This is a genomic window from Streptomyces asoensis, from assembly GCF_016860545.1.
GTDB lineage: Bacteria > Actinomycetota > Actinomycetes > Streptomycetales > Streptomycetaceae > Streptomyces > Streptomyces asoensis.
This window is the reverse complement of record NZ_BNEB01000005.1, coordinates 818,462-832,707: the sequence shown is the minus strand read 5'-3', so window position 1 is coordinate 832,707 and position 14,246 is coordinate 818,462. Positions and strand designations below refer to the sequence as shown.

12 protein-coding genes are annotated in these 14,246 nt (G+C 74.3%); 4 read left to right on the top strand and 8 right to left on the bottom strand.

The window, feature by feature from the left end; translation table 11 throughout:
• Positions 1-51: 51 nt before the first annotated feature.
• A complete protein-coding gene (locus tag Saso_RS26705) occupies positions 52-1,122 on the bottom strand; it encodes a hypothetical protein (RefSeq protein ID WP_229901385.1) in 1,071 nt (356 codons plus the stop codon).
• Positions 1,123-1,147: 25 nt separating this feature from the next.
• Between Saso_RS26705 and Saso_RS26700 the strand changes: the two genes are divergently transcribed.
• Both Saso_RS26700 and Saso_RS26695 read left to right on the top strand, forming a co-directional pair.
• Positions 1,148-2,326: a MalY/PatB family protein gene (locus Saso_RS26700; protein ID WP_189924659.1), complete on the top strand. Its 1,179-nt coding sequence runs from the start codon at positions 1,148-1,150 to the stop codon at positions 2,324-2,326.
• A gap of 79 nt (positions 2,327-2,405) precedes the next feature.
• Positions 2,406-2,786 carry a PPOX class F420-dependent oxidoreductase gene (locus tag Saso_RS26695; protein WP_189924661.1) on the top strand — a complete coding sequence of 127 codons (381 nt, stop codon included), beginning with the start codon at positions 2,406-2,408 and terminating at the stop codon, positions 2,784-2,786.
• A gap of 60 nt (positions 2,787-2,846) precedes the next feature.
• Here the strand turns inward: Saso_RS26695 and Saso_RS26690 are convergent, their stop codons facing one another.
• From Saso_RS26690 to Saso_RS26675, 4 genes are all read right to left on the bottom strand, one after another.
• Positions 2,847-5,636, bottom strand: coding sequence for a hypothetical protein (locus tag Saso_RS26690; RefSeq protein WP_189924663.1), 2,790 nt, complete (start codon positions 5,634-5,636; stop codon positions 2,847-2,849).
• Positions 5,637-5,815: 179 nt separating this feature from the next.
• Positions 5,816-6,229, bottom strand: coding sequence for a Zn-ribbon domain-containing OB-fold protein (locus Saso_RS26685; RefSeq protein ID WP_189924665.1), 414 nt, complete (start codon positions 6,227-6,229; stop codon positions 5,816-5,818).
• Positions 6,230-6,409: 180 nt separating this feature from the next.
• Positions 6,410-7,141: a TetR family transcriptional regulator gene (locus Saso_RS26680; protein ID WP_189925030.1), complete on the bottom strand. Its 732-nt coding sequence runs from the start codon at positions 7,139-7,141 to the stop codon at positions 6,410-6,412.
• Between the two features lie 151 nt (positions 7,142-7,292).
• Positions 7,293-8,141 (bottom strand): bifunctional methylenetetrahydrofolate dehydrogenase/methenyltetrahydrofolate cyclohydrolase, encoded by an 849-nt coding sequence (locus Saso_RS26675; protein ID WP_189924667.1) that lies wholly within the window; start codon positions 8,139-8,141, stop codon positions 7,293-7,295.
• Positions 8,142-8,312: 171 nt separating this feature from the next.
• On the opposite strand from Saso_RS26675, the gene Saso_RS26670 reads away from it, so the two are divergent.
• Positions 8,313-9,140 carry an ATP-grasp domain-containing protein gene (locus Saso_RS26670; RefSeq protein WP_189924669.1) on the top strand — a complete coding sequence of 276 codons (828 nt, stop codon included), beginning with the start codon at positions 8,313-8,315 and terminating at the stop codon, positions 9,138-9,140.
• 360 nt (positions 9,141-9,500) lie between these two features.
• Positions 9,501-10,124, top strand: coding sequence for a peptidoglycan-binding domain-containing protein (locus Saso_RS26665; RefSeq protein ID WP_413790185.1), 624 nt, complete (start codon positions 9,501-9,503; stop codon positions 10,122-10,124).
• A 16-nt stretch (positions 10,125-10,140) separates the two neighbouring features.
• On the opposite strand, the gene Saso_RS26660 is transcribed toward Saso_RS26665, so the two are convergent.
• The 3 genes from Saso_RS26660 to Saso_RS26650 form a co-directional block, all read right to left on the bottom strand.
• The gene (locus tag Saso_RS26660; protein ID WP_229901388.1) at positions 10,141-12,522 is read right to left on the bottom strand and encodes a SpoIIE family protein phosphatase; all 2,382 of its coding nucleotides are present in this window, start codon (positions 12,520-12,522) and stop codon (positions 10,141-10,143) included.
• Positions 12,523-12,621: 99 nt separating this feature from the next.
• Positions 12,622-13,002, bottom strand: coding sequence for a hypothetical protein (locus Saso_RS26655; RefSeq protein ID WP_189924671.1), 381 nt, complete (start codon positions 13,000-13,002; stop codon positions 12,622-12,624).
• 303 nt (positions 13,003-13,305) lie between these two features.
• On the bottom strand, positions 13,306-14,229 hold the full coding sequence (locus tag Saso_RS26650; protein WP_189924672.1) for a MurR/RpiR family transcriptional regulator: 924 nt from the start codon (positions 14,227-14,229) through the stop codon (positions 13,306-13,308).
• Positions 14,230-14,246: the final 17 nt, after the last annotated feature.

Sequence of the window (14,246 nt, the reverse complement as noted above, 5' to 3'; positions counted from 1 at the left end):
CCCCGAACGCACGGCCTCAACACCGCGGGGCGCTCCGGTCGTTGAGTGCCCTCACCTCCATACGTGCGCGGACCCGGCAGCGTTCACCCCGGCGGCACCGGTGATCCGGACCGGCGCCCCGCCCGGTCCGGTCGTGGGCCCGAGCCGCGCCCAGCTCCGCTCGTCGCCCCAGACCGCCGCCGCGCCGACGTAGGGACGCAGCAGCCCGGTGAGGACGGGGTCACCGCGGCCGCCCAGCTCGTCGGAGGCGATCCGGCGGGCGATGCCGGCCAGGAAGTCGGCGAGCTGCACCCGGGCGTCGAGCCGTGAGACGACGAGCCGCAGTCCGGTGAGGCGGATGCCGCGCCGCCGGGCCGTGTCCTCGAGCCAGGCGACGCGCTCCGGGGTCAGCATGTTCTGGCGGTCGTGCGCCAATTGCACCGGGCGCCCGCCGTCGCCCCAGTGGGCCGCCGTGTGCAGGATCGAGGGCAGCAGCGGATTGAGGACCGGGTTCAGCACGAAGGGCCCGTCGCGGACCGCGGCCCGGTAGGAGACCGCGCGCGGCCGTTCCCGCGCCAGCCGGGACAGGGTCCGCGCCACCGCCGTGTCCGGGTACCCGCGCCGCAGTTCGGCGAGGGTGCGGAAGAACTCCTCGACGGGTGCGTCCGGTTCGCCGTCGTGCCGTACCCACAGCAGCTGGTTGGCGGCCTCCAGGAACCGCCGCCACTGCGGCGCGGTGAAGGTCCGCCGTCCCTGCCGGAAGAGCGCGAGGGCCGCCCCGGGGTCGGCGAGCAGCAGGTCGGCGACCCGGTCGACGACGAAGAAGTGCTTCTCGACGAGGTGCACATGGGCCCGCCCGTGGAGCGGGCCCGACGGCGAGAGGAGCCATTCCAGGACCGGCCGGTGCTTCTCGCGGAGCAGATGGTTCGCCTTGTACTCCTCGGCGGGCGAACGGATCCGGTCGCGGATCTCCCGCACGTACCCGGCGGCGCGGTCCGGCGACAGCAGCACACTCGCATGGGCGAACACGTCGGTGTTGCCGCCGGTGAGGTTCTCGCCGTCCGACCCCGACTCGTCGCAGGCGACCTCGGCAACCGCGCCGGCGTCCGCCGAGGCTGCCTTGTTCAGGTGATCCCCTGTCACACCGCGGCCCCCTATCTTGTGCCCCATGACCAGCATCCCGCACGAGACCCCCGGTGAAGCGAACCCTTTACAGGCCCTCACCCTCGACCGGCTGCGATGTCGTACCAGCATGAAGTGGCGTACCCATCCGGCCGACGTCCTCCCGCTGTGGGTCGCGGAGATGGACGTGCCCCTCGCGCAACCGGTCGTCCGCGCGGTGACGGAGGCCGTCGCACTCGGCGACACCGGCTATCCGGCGGGCTCCGCCTACGCCGAGGCGCTGTCCCTGTTCGCCGCTCAGCGGTGGGGCTGGGACGGGCTCGCGGTGGAGCGGACGGCGATCGTGCCGGACGTGATGCTGGGCGTCGTCGAGATGCTCAAGCTGGTGACGGGCCCCGGTGACGCGGTGGTCGTCAATCCGCCCGTCTACCCGCCGTTCTTCCTGTTCGTCGAGCACATGGACCGGCGGATCGCCGAGGCGCCGCTCGGCGCGGACGGCCGGCTCGACCTCGCCGTGCTGGAGGAGACGTACCGGCGGGCCGTCTCCGGCGGCGGACGCGCCGCGCATCTGCTGTGCAGCCCGCACAATCCGACCGGCACCGTGCACACGGCCGCCGAACTGGCCGCCGTCGCCGGTCTCGCCCGCCGGTACGGCGTCCGGGTGGTCGCCGACGAGATCCACGCGCCGCTCACCGGGCCCGGCGCCGAGTTCGTGCCCTACCTCGCCGTGCCGGGCGCGCAGGACGGGCTGTCGCTGATGTCGGCCTCCAAGGGGTGGAACCTGGCCGGGCTCAAGGCCGCCCTGGCCGTCGCGGGCCCCGCTGCGGCGGCCGATCTCGCCCTGCTGCCCGAGGAGGTGTCCCACGGTCCCAGCCATGTCGGCGTGCTCGCGCACACGGCCGCGCTGCGCGAGGGCACTGGATGGCTGGACGCCCTGCTGGCGGGTCTCGACGACAACCGGCGCCTGCTGCGCGCCCTGCTGGCCGAGCGGCTGCCCGAGGTCGTGTACCGGCCGGGGGAGGCCACCTACCTCGCCTGGCTCGACTGCCGGGCGCTCGGCCTCGGCGCCGATCCGGCCGCGGTCTTCCTGGAACGGGGGCGGGTCGCCCTCAGCCCCGGACCGGACTTCGGCACCGGCGGGGACGGGCACGTCCGGCTGAACCTGGCGACGTCGGCGGAGATCCTCACCGAAGGCGTACGGCGGATGGCGGCCGCGGTGGGCTGAACCGCGTCCGCCCCGTACGTCAGGCAACGGTGCACCGGCCGCCGAGGTGGGGACGGGCGCCGCTGCCTAGACTGCGGGCATGGACGAGAAGGCGATCGACCGGCTGGCGTCGGGCAAGTACCTGCTGATCACCAGCTACCGCAAGAACGGGACCGGCGTCGCCACCCCCGTGTGGGTGGTGCGCGACGGGGACACGCTCGGCGCCTGGTCGGCCGCCGACGCCTGGAAGGTGAAGCGGATCAGGGCCCGCGGCGACGTGCTCGTCGGGCCCTGCGACGTACGCGGCAACCCGACCGGCGAGCAGGTGCCGGCCACCGCCGAGATCTGCGACGCGGCGGCCACCGCCCGCTACCGCGCCCTGCTGGCCCGCAAGTACGGCGTCGTCGGCCGTCTCGTCCTGCTGGGCAGCAGGCTGCGCCGCGGCAAGGACGGGACCGTCGGGATCCGCGTCACGCTCTGAACGCGGAACGGGGGGCCGGGACCGCACGGTCCCGGCCCCCCTGCGGACGGTGCGCGCGTGCTACGGCCCGTCGAGCACGGTGCCCGTGAGCGCCGGCCGGTCGGGCAGCGGCTCGGCCTCGTCGTCGGTCAGCGCCAGGCGCATCGACTCGGCGGGCTCCGCCACCTGGTCCTTCACCGTGGGCACGGTGAAGTCGGTGTCGGTGGCCCCGGCCGGGATCCTCACGAAGACCCACAGGTTCGCCTGCGACAGCGGACGCTCGGGATCCGGCACGTCACCGGAGTTGTCCAGCAGCCACTGCGGGTCCACGTCCTTGGTGGACAGTTCGGCGCCCCCGGTGACCGGGAGCACCAGGACCGGCTGCCAGAAGTCGACGTCGGCCGTCTCCGACAGCGAGATCCGCCAGCTCAGCGATCCGCCCTCGGTCACCCGGTCGGTCACCGCCGTGAGGGACACCTTCGGCGCCGGGTCGTCGTTCTCCACCGTGACCCCGCCCCGGTAGGAACCCACGACGGCGCCGCGCACGGCCTTGACCAGCAGGTCGTGCGTCACGTCGTAGGCGAAGCGGGTGTCGCCCCGTACCTCGACCGGCACGTCGATCGGGCTGCTGCCGGGCCGTACCGCGACCACCTTCTCCGTCGGCTCGCCCGTCGCCGGATCGACGACGTAGAAGCGCACCGTGCCGCTGCCGTGGCCAAAGACCCGCACCGGGACGTGGTAGGTGCGGGTACCGGAGTCGCCCTCCTTGGCGGTGAGCCGGCCGATGTCGACGCGCGGCAGCGCCGCGGGCCGTACCGCCGGTGTGCCGGGAGCCCAGCCCCAGGCGTCCATGAACCACGCCTGGCCGGAACCCGAACGCGGGGTCAGGGAAACGGACCTGACGTGCCGGAGGTCGAGTCCGGCGCGGGTGGCCGCGGTGAGCGGGACGCGGACCTCGCGGGCCCAGTAGGAGGAGGTGCGGCCGGAGCCCGGCAGCCCGTCGACCGCGACGCGGCCGAGAGCGGCGCGACGTCCCGCGGTGTCGGTGACGGACACGTCCAGCCGGGTGCCGGTGCTGTTGGGCGGCACGAAGACCCGCAGCGCCAGGCTCCTGGCGCCGGAGAGGGAGACGGCGGCCCGTGAGGTGACCGTCGTCGGGGTGCCCGGCGCGGACCACTTCAGCGCGACCGCGGTCTTGCCCGAGTCCTTCTCCAGGTCCCACCAGCCGAAGTGCGGGGACATCCCGGTGGCGTTCTCGCCCAGACAGGACACGGCCGGGTCGGAGTCCGCGCGGCACACCCGGCCGCCGGTCACCTCGACCCCGTCGTCGGGCACGAACCCTCCGGTGCGGCGGGCGCCGACCGCGTGGGTCAGCACGCGGGCCGGGTCGGCGGAGGGCGCGCGCCTGCCGGTGCCGTCGAGCAGCGGACGCACCCGGTCGTCACCGCCGACGAACAGCCGGGCCGCGGCGGCGATGTAGGTGCTGCCGGCCCGGTGCTGCTGGTCGGCCGTCAGCCGGGTGGGGCGGCCGACGGAGCAGACGGGGTCGGGCGCCTCCGGGTCCTCCCGGAAGTCGTCGGACGACGGCGCGACCGACTTGCCCGGCGTCCACTCGGTGTTGAAGAAGTTGTGGTTGGCGCCGACCACGTAGACGGCGCTGTGCAGGGCGGTGCCCTTGCTGATGCCGCGCGTGCCGTCGAGGTAGGACTCGCCCTCCAGGTCGGCCACGTCGCCGTCACAGCCGGGCAGGACGGTGACCGACGGTACGTCGGCGACCGGATTCTGGCCGAAGATCGTCGGTCCGACGAGGACGGTTCCGCGGATCTTCCAGCGGACCGGACCCCGGTAGCCGTCCTGTGCGGCGGGCGGCGGGTACAGGCTGTCCAGGGCGGCGCGGTTGACGCCCTCGCCGCCGCGCGAGTGACCGACGAGCAGGACGCGCGAGAGGTCGGCCTTCGCCGCGTCCGGCACCGTGGCGGGGGCCCTGTCCGGGTGGGCGGCCCAGTCGGCCCACCGGGCGAGGTGCAGTCGCACCAGTGAGGAACGGGCCTGTGCACCGGCGTCCTCGACCTGGGCGTCCTGGCCGTTGACACCGTTCGCCGAGACGGACACGGTGACGTAGCCCTGCGAGGCGAGGAGTCGCTGGTCCTGGAGGTAACCCCGGTGGCTGGGGATGGACTTCATGCCGGCCGGGCACGGCCAGGAGATGTCGGGTTCGTCGCTGCCCGGCCGGTAGCAGGTGGTGTGCCGGCCGTGCAGGAACAGTGCGAGCGGCCGCTTGCCGACGGCTCCCTTCGGCGCCACCACGACCGCCCGCATCTCCACCGGCTGGGCGAAGCCCGGCAGTTTCACCGGCGCCAGGTCGTAACCGCCGCCGACCGTGCGGTAGGGGCCCGGCCGGCCCGGGTCGACGGAGCCGGCCGGCAGCGGGGCGGGCGCCTGGGCCGACGGCGGTACGGCGCGGGACGAACGCCGCCGGTCCGCGGCGGAGTTCTTGGTCCCGTCCAGACGGCGGCCGCCCGCCAGGACCCGCAGGTCGTCGAGGGGGAGGTCGTCGGCGCGGCCGGTCAGGGGGAGCCGGAAGGTGCGGCCGTCGCCGCTCGGCGCCGGTATACCGAGCAGCCGGTCGCCGGCGCGGAACTCCACGCGGGCGTCGCCGGGAGGAACGGGCGCGGGCGCTCGCCACACCAGTTCCCGTGCGCTGCCGTCGCCGTCCACCTGCCACCCCGGGGGCAGTCGACGGTCGGGGGCCGCTGTCGGGGTCGCCGGTCTCGGCTCGGCCGGTTGCCGGGCCTGTGCCAGTCCCGGTGTCCCCGCCAGGGCCGCGAGCGCGGCCACGACGGTGACACCTGTGCGCCGGGCACGGTTCAAGGTCCACTCCTCACCACTCGGAGCGCGGGCACCCCGTCCGTATGGGGAGCCCCTCGCGCACCGGAGGAAGCGAACGCGTGTCCGCAGGTTGCCCGTGACCCCGGATCAGGGCTCGCCGCCGCAAGGATCCGGACACCGTGCAACGGGCGGTGGGAGCGGGCGCCGTCCCCGGCCGGGGATCAGTGCCAGGCCCGGTACGGCTCGTCGAGGAGCTGGAAGACCGGTTCGCCCCTTACGGGGTCCTTGACCGTGGAGAGCCGGACGCGGTCTCCGCTGTGGATGCCGATGAGCGGGCCCATGACCCGGCCGCGGACCACGAACCCCTCGGTCATCTCCACGAGCGAGACGTTGCGCGCGGCGGGGGTGTTGCGGTTCACCACCGTGGCGTGCCGGACCGTGCCGGTGCCCTCGCTGCGCTCGGTGCACAGGTCGCTGCCCTGACACACCGGGCACAGCAGCCGGTGGTACATCGCGGTGCCGCACCAGGTGCAGCGCTGGAAGAGGATCGTGTCGCCGTCGGTCCTCGCGCGGTCGAGGACGCCCGCCGCGGAACCGACGGCCTGCTGAACGGCGTTTCCTGAGAAGTGGTACACGCGGGTCAACTCCCTGCACTCGGCCGGAATCCCGTGCTCGGCTCACCCGCGCACGTACGTGCCCGGTCGCCGTGCCACCGTGCACGCCCACAGGGTATGGCACTCAGTGCCACGCGTAAAGGCACTGCGTACCCGCAATATCGAGGGGGTTCGGCGAAGTTCGAGGGGGTCTCGAGGAGCTCAGTCCCCGTCCAGCGTCGTCTCGATCTCCCGCACCACCCGCCACAGGGGCGTGCCGCGCCGGGCGACCACCACGACCACGTCGTCCGGCCCCTCGTCGGAGGGGAGCGCCGGGAACACGGGGGAGAGCGCGGGCGCGGGGGCCGCCGGGGCGGGCGCGGGGGCCGGACCGGTCCCGGCCGTGCCGAACGCCGCGTGCACGTACCCCAGGGCGTGGTCGACGGTCGCGCTCGCGTCGCCCTGTCCGTCCGAACGCAGCCAGGAGCGCAGCGCGTTGTTGTGGGCAGCGACCACGGCGGCGGCGATCACGTCGGCCCGCAGGTTGCCGTCGGGCCGGCCGGCGAAGCGGCCGCGGAGGTAGTCGGCGAGGGCGCGCTCGTAGCGCCAGACGACCGACAGTTCGTACGCCCGCAGCCCCGGCACCTGCTTGGTGAGCCGGTAGCGCTGCACCGAGAAGGAGGGGTTCTCCGCGTACATCAGCAGCACGAGCCGGGCCGCGTCGCAGACGCGGCGCACCGGCTCGTGCTCGCGTCCGCTCGCCGCGAGGAACGCCGTCATGTCGGCCAGGCACCGCTCGTGGTCGGGGAAGACCACGTCCTCCTTGGAGGGGAAGTAGCGGAAGAAGGACCGCCGTCCGACGCCCGCGAGCGTGACGATGTCCTCGATCGTGGTCTGCTCGTAGCCCCGCTCCAGGAACAGCCGGAAGGCCGCGGCGATCAGGGCGTCCCGCATGGGCGGCCTGGCCTCGGCCTTGTCAGTGGCGCTCATGGACGCGAACGTAACACCTGCGGGACGTCGATGGCACTCGGTTCCCTGCCGACAGGGAACCGAGTGCCAGATGGCGGGTGTCAGGTGACGGGGCGCCGGGCACCCGGCGCCGGGGTCACATCCGCTCGGCGGCCTCGACCACGTTGGTCAGCAGCATCGCCCGCGTCATCGGACCGACCCCGCCGATCGGCGGGGCGAAGGAGCCGGCGACATCGCTCACGTCGGGGTGGACGTCACCGAGGATGCCCTCGACGGTGCGCGTCAGGCCGACGGACAGCACCGTCGCCCCCGGCTTGATCCAGTCGGGCCTGACCAGGTGGGCCACGCCCGCCGCGGCCACCACCACGTCGGCCTCCCGGGCGTGCGCCGCCGTGTCCTGGGTGGCCTCGTGGCACAGGGTCACCGTGGCGTGCTCGGTGCTGCGGGTCAGCATCATGCCCAGCGGCCTGCCCACGGTGACCCCGCAGCCGATGACGCAGAACTGCTGTCCCGTGATCGCCACGTGGTTGCGCCGCAGCAGGTCGATGATGCCGCGGGGGGTGCACGGCAGCGGGCCGGGGATGCCCAGCACCAGGCGGCCGAGGTTGGTCGGGTGCAGGCCGTCGGCGTCCTTGACGGGGTCGATCAGCTCCAGCACGGCGTGGGTGTCGATGTGAGCGGGCAGCGGGAGCTGCACGATGAAGCCGGTGCAGGCCGGATCGGCGTTGAGCCGCAGCACGGCGGCCTCCACGTCGGCCTGGGAAGCGTCCGCGGGCAGCTCCACCCGGAACGACGCGATGCCGACCTGGGCGCAGTCCCGGTGCTTGCCGCCCACGTAGGAGCGGCTCCCCGCGTCGTCGCCGACGAGGATGGTGCCCAGCCCGGGGCTGATCCCGCGCTCCTTCAACGCCTGGACACGCAGGGCGAGTTCACTCTTGATGTCGGCCGCGGCGGCCTTGCCGTCGAGCAGTGTTGCGGTGGTCACGGGAGTCGACGAGCCCTTCGGGAGACAAACGGCGGTCCTTTCATCGTACGGCCCGCCCGCCTCCCGCCCCTCAGGAGTGCCGTCGCCCCCCCGCCGATCCCGTACGGAGGCGGTCCCGGCCCGCTGCCGTAGCCTGTGCGCACCGCCGACCGCCCGTCATCAGGAGAGCGCATGCCCGCCGCCCGCCCCCGTCTCCTCTATGTGACCGACCTGGCCTATCAGGCACGCGGGCGGCGCTATTGCGACGAGGACGTCCTCCTCACCTCCCGGCTGCGCGCGGACTTCGACCTGGCCCTGTGCCATCCGCTGGACGCGGCGGCGCTGATGCACTCCTTCGACGGCGTCGTCGTCCGCAACAGCGGGCCGGTCCTGGACTACCGCAAGGAGTACGAGGCGTTCCGTGAACGCGCCCTCGCGGACGGCGTCCGTGTCTACAACCCGCTTACCGGCCGCGCCGACATGGCCGGCAAGCAGTACCTCGTCGACCTGAGCGCCGCGGGCCACCCCGTCATCCCGACCGTGGACCGCGCCGAGGACCTGCACCGGCTGCCCGCCGCCGAGCGCTACGTCGTCAAGCCCAAGCTGGGCGCCGACTCCATAGGGCTGCGGATCCTCCCGCCGCGGGAGCTGCCGGACCTGAGCGACGGCTCGCTCCTGGTGCAGCCGTGCGTCGACTTCTCCTACGAGGTCTCCTTCATCTACGTCGACCACGACTTCCAGTACGCGCTGTACGCGCCCCGCCCCGACCGTCGCTGGGAGCTGCGGCCCTACCGGCCCACCGTGCGCGACCTGGAGTTCGCCCGCCGGTTCATCGACTGGAACGGCCTGGCGCACGGCATCCAGCGCGTGGACGCCTGCCGGGCCCCGGACGGCGAACTGCTGCTGGTGGAGCTGGAGGACCTCAACCCCTATCTGTCCCTGGACGCCCTCGACGAGGCCGGACGGGACGCCTTCGTCGGCGCGACGACCCGTTCCCTGCACCGCTTCCTCGACGGCTGAACCCGGCCGCCCGCCCGCCCGTATCTCTCCTGGGGGAACCACGGGAGGGAGACGAGCGTGCCGACACCGGACGAGCCGGGCCAGCCGCACGAACGCCCGGTCCTGGAGCCCATCCGGGTCCTGCGACCGCGCAACACCGATGCCCTGGCGGAGCTGTTCCGCGAGATGACCGAGCTGACCCAGGATCCCGACGCCTACGAGTCGATCCCCCTGGCGGCCGTCGGCGAGGCCGAGACGGAGGAACTCCCGCCCCTGGACCCCCGCGGGACGGCCCCGGCGGTCCCGGCGGCTCCGAGGGCCTCGACGGCTCCGTTCGCCTCCGCTTCCCCGGTGGAGTCCCCGGCCCGGCCCTCCCCGCCGCTGCCGTACGGCGGCCGTGACTGGTCGAGCGAGCACCGCGACCCGCGCCCCGCTCCCGGCAGCGGCGCCGGGACCGGCACGGCGGGGGCCGGTCGCCGGGGCGCGGCGGCTGCCGCGGACGGCAAGGGCGGACGCGCTGCGCGCCGTCGTGGCGCAGGGAGCGGTACGCCGGTGGCGTCCGGCGCGGGGAGCCGTGTCCGGGGCGACTCCTCCGGGGCGGGGCTGCGGCGCGGTGCCATCGCGGTCGGGGTGTGCGCGGCGGCCCTGGCCGGCTTCGCCGGGGCCCTCCTGCTGCCGGGCCGCGGCGGTGAGGCGGCGGCCGCGCAGACGCCCCCGGCGACGGCCCCCGCCCCGGACCCCACGCCCTCCGCGTCCGCCGACCCCGACGGGGCCGGCACCCTGCGCGAGGGCGACAGCGGCGCCGAGGTGGCCGACCTGCAAAAACGCCTGCTGCGCATCCCGGACGTGTACGCCCACGGAGCCACCGACGGCCGGTACGACACCGTCCTCACCGAGGCGGTCGCGCGCTTCCAGCTCTGGTACGGCATCCGCGGTGACGAGTCCGGCGTCTACGGCGACGACACCCGCCGGGACCTGGAATCCCGCACCGCCACGGCCGGCTGACCCCGCGGGACACCCCCTAGGGGGCGTGGGGTGCCGGGACCTGGATGTCGAGCACGCAGACGTCGTCGCGTCCCCCGGGCTCGCGCAGCCCGCCCAGCAGCCGCTCCAGCGGGGCGGGTCCTGCCGCGCCCCTGTGGGCGGCGGCCGCGGCGAGCCGCTCCAGACCCCGGTCGATGCTCTCCTCGGGGCGTTCGACGAGGCCGTCGGTGAAGAACAGCAGCCGGTCGCCGGGTTCCAGCCGGCACCGCGCCGCCTCGTACCGGGGGGTGTCGCCCGCGCCGAGCAGCATCCCGAAGGGGCGCTCCAGGTACCGCGCCTCGCCGTCGCGCACCAGCAGCGGCGGCGGGTGGCCCGCCTGGGCCCACTCCAGCAGCCGTTCGCGCGGGCTGTAGCGGGCCAGCACCATGGTCGCCGAGCCGTGCGGGTCGTGGGAGTGCAGCAGGAGGGCGTTGAGGCGCGCCAGGGCGCCGGTCAGCGACGAGCCCGTGATGACCATGCCCTTGGCGGTGAACCGCAGCAGGGCCATCGAGGCCACCGCGCCCATGCCGTGCCCCGCCACGTCGCCCACCACGAACAGGGCGTCGCCGTCGGGCAGTTCGATGGCGCTGAACCAGTCCCCGCCGACGCTGAGGCCCGACTGCGCGGGAAGGTAGGCGATGTCCACCCGCAGTCCGGCCAGGCGTACGGGCTGCTTGGGCAGGGGCAGCAGCGCGTCCTGGAGCCGGGCCGCGACCAGCCGCTCGGCCTCCAGCACCCCGTGCTGGGTGAGCATGGCGCGCTCGCTGGCGACGAGGGCGAGTTCGGCGCTGCGCTGGGCGGTGAGGTCCTGTACGAAGCCGTGCACCTCGACGGGGGCGCCGGAGGAGTCGGTCACCGCCTCGCAGACCACCCGCAGATGCCGGATGCCGTCGCGGGTGACGACCCGGAACGGCACGTCGCACGACCGTCCGTGCCGCACGACGTCGCCGAGGGCCCGGGCCAGCGCCGGTACGTCCTCGGGCAGGGCGAGACGGGGGAGGGCGGGCAGCGGGGGGACGCCCCGCGCCGGATCGCGCTCCAGGATGCTGAAGACCTGGGAGGACCAGTTGCCCTCGCCGGTGTCCAGGTTCCAGGTGGCCCAGCCGAGCTTGCCCAGCCGCTGCACGTCCGCCAGCCGCTGTTCCTGCCGGTCGGAGGGGTCGTGGCGCACCCAGCTGACGACCAGCCCGTCCTCCAGGGCCGCCACCCGCGCCGAGTAGGTGGCCAGTTCGCTCACCCCCGACACGATCTGCTGCCGGGCGAACGGCTCGCTCTCGTACGTCGCTTCGCCGGCCAGCACCCGCAGGCAGCCGTCCCACAGGGGGTCGTGGGCGACCTCCGGCCAGCACTCCAGGAAGCGCAGGCCGACCAGTTCGCGCCCGCTGCGGCCCATGGCGTCCGAGGTCACGCTGGTCGCGGCGTCGACGCGGAAGTCCTCGACGTCCCTCGAGGCCGAGCGCAGCGGGGTGAGCAGGACCGCGGCGACGGGCAGCCGGTCGAGCACCTTCTGCACGGCTGCCTTGCCCGCGCCCTCGGCCGGGGCGGGCCGGGTGCCGAACGAGCGCAGCGGACCCGCGCAGAGCTGGGCGACGGCCAGCAGGTGTTCGCGCAGCCGGGGCGGGAAGGCGCCCTCGCGGCGGCGCAGGACGCCGAGCGCGACGTCGGCCGAGGCGCCGGTCACCACCGGCAGCCAGGCGCGCGAGGCCCACCGCTCGGGCGGGTCGCCGATCAGCTGGTACCGCTTGCCGTCCGCGCGGAGGTCCTCCAGCCAGCACGGCCGCCCGGTGGCGAGAGCGTCCAGGGCCGCGATGCCGCTCATGGGCGGCACACGGCTCCACTGGTCGGCCAGGGCCTCCCCGAGGCCGGCGTGCCCGGTCAGCTCCAGCCCGCCGCCGGGCAGCCGCGAGAAGATCATCACGGCGTCGGCGCCCACGTCGTCCGCGAGCCGCTCCAGCAGGCAGCGGGCGAGGTCGTGCGGGGTGCCGACCCGGACGAGGGCCCGGCTCAGGCGGCCGAGGGAGACGGCGTCGACCTCGTCGGGGGCGGACGCGGAGGCCGGTCGCGGCGCGGGTGCGTCGGCCGGGCCGGCCTCCGGGGGGCCGGAGGGCTGCGCGGTGAGGGTGCCGAGGGTGATCCAGCACTCCTCGAGCAGGGTGCGCTGCCCGGCTCCGGCCCGTCGCTGGAGTTCCTCCTGCGCGGCGTCCGGGGAGCAGCCGAGCCGCGCCATCACGACGCCCTTGGCGCGCTCCAGGACGGCCGAGGTGGCCGCCATGTTCTGCAACCGGTCCATCTCCGCGCGCTGGCGCGCCACGACCCGGGCCAGGGCCGCCAGGTCGGGCACGCCACCGGAGTCCGCGGGCAGGGCGGGTTCGCTCGTCACGCATCGAGCATGGCACACGGGGCGGGCTTCGTTCAGGGTCTTACAGCGAGGCTCCCGCCAGGGGCGATGCCTGTCCGGGGGCCCGTAAGGACCCTCCCGTCAGCGTCCGGGGTGGTGCTCCGCCAGGGCCTGGGTGACCGCGCGGACACTGCGGGCGATGTGCTGCAACTGCATGACCTCGGCCGCGTACATCTTGATCGTGTGTTCGATGACCGACTCGGGCAGTCCGAGCCTGGGCAGGTCGGCGCGGGCGGTCTGGAGGGCGGTGCGGGCCACCCGGACCTCGTTCTGGACCTGGATCTGCGCGTGGCGGGCGAGCAGCACGGGGTGACGCAGCAGCGCGGGGTAGCTCGCGTAGCGCGCCGGTACCAGCTCGCGCAGCCACTTGGCCGCCGAGCGCTCCCAGTCGTAGCTGCCGGGCGTCTTGACCTGGCACGGCCAGTCCGAGCTGATGCGCGTCGTCGTCAGGGTCATGATCATCGCTTCCGGTATGTGGCGTCGTGACGGTGGTCCGACGGTTCGGGGCGGCCCCGGTCCAGGGGAAGACCGGGGCCGCCACGGGCGCTCGCACTGGCGATGCCCCGAGCACCCTGGGCGCCGACGCGGGTAGGGGACGGCGGCTTCGGGTGCCCGCACTGGAGCCCTCGGAGGGCGGATGCGGCCGTGAGCAGTATTTATATATGCCGACTGCTTTGCAAGACGTATGAAAACATTCATGCGCGATTTGCCCGTAATGATCCCTGTGGATTTGTTCGGGGAAGGGGGGTGGCCTGGGAAGACCGGTCACTCGCGCAGGAAGAACTGGTGCTGCTCGGCGATCTGCTCGTACTCCTCGAGCCGCGCCTGGGTGCGCTCGGGCCCCGCGTCCGTCATGGCCTGGAGCAGCGCCGCGGCCATCACCCCGGGGGCCGCGTAGGAGTCGAAGACCAGACGGGAGCCGGTGCCGGTGGCGAAGGTGGCGTCGGCCTCGTCGGCCACCGGCCCGAGCGCCAGGTCGGTGATCAGGGCGACCTTGAGTCCGGCGCTGCGCGCGACCCGTACGGCGGTCAGCGTCTCGTGCGCGTGCCGGGGCATCGAGAACGCCAGCACCCAGGTGCCGCCCGCCTCCCGCGACTGGAGGAGCGCGTCGTAGGCGACGCTGCCGCCGCGGGTCACCAGCCGTACGTCCGGATGGACCCGGCGGGCCGCGTAGGCGAAGTACTCCGCCAGCGAGACGGAGATCCGCAGCCCCAGCACGGTCAGCGGCGTCGACTGGGACAGTTTGCGGCCCACGTCGATGACCCGGTCCGGGTCGGCGAAGTCGCGCCGCAGGTTCTCCAGGTTCTCGATCTCCGCCTCGACCGCCGCCTGGAGTTCGTTGCTCCGGTTCACCTCGGCCGCCGCCGGGCCGCCGGCCAGCGCGCCCAGCGCGATCGACTGGAGCCTCTCGCGCAGCGCGGGGTACCCGCTGAAGCCGACCGCCGCGGCGAACCGGGTCACCGAGGGCTGGCTGACCCCGACCCGCTCCGCGAGATCGGTGATCGACAGGAACGCCGCCTCGGTGATGTGCTCGATCAGATACTGGGCGATGCGCCGCTGCCCCGGGGACAGATGGGGGCCGTCGAAGAGCGCCCTGAGCCGGGAGGTGGGGGACGCCTCCGTCTCCGGACCCGTTCTGCCAGAGGTGATCGCGGACGCCTGTGCGCGTGCCTGTTGCGGCGATGGCACCGGTGCGCCTCCTTTGT

Excerpts from the sequence above, each read along its gene's own strand:
- Saso_RS26700 (WP_189924659.1), top strand. The coding sequence starts at position 1,148 with ATGACCAGCATCCCGCACGAGACCCCCGGTGAAGCGAACCCTTTACAG.
- Saso_RS26695 (WP_189924661.1), top strand. The coding sequence starts at position 2,406 with ATGGACGAGAAGGCGATCGACCGGCTGGCGTCGGGCAAGTACCTGCTG.
- Saso_RS26680 (WP_189925030.1), bottom strand. The coding sequence starts at position 7,141 with ATGCGGGACGCCCTGATCGCCGCGGCCTTCCGGCTGTTCCTGGAGCGG.
- Saso_RS26670 (WP_189924669.1), top strand. The coding sequence starts at position 8,313 with ATGCCCGCCGCCCGCCCCCGTCTCCTCTATGTGACCGACCTGGCCTAT.
- Saso_RS26655 (WP_189924671.1), bottom strand. The coding sequence starts at position 13,002 with ATGATCATGACCCTGACGACGACGCGCATCAGCTCGGACTGGCCGTGC.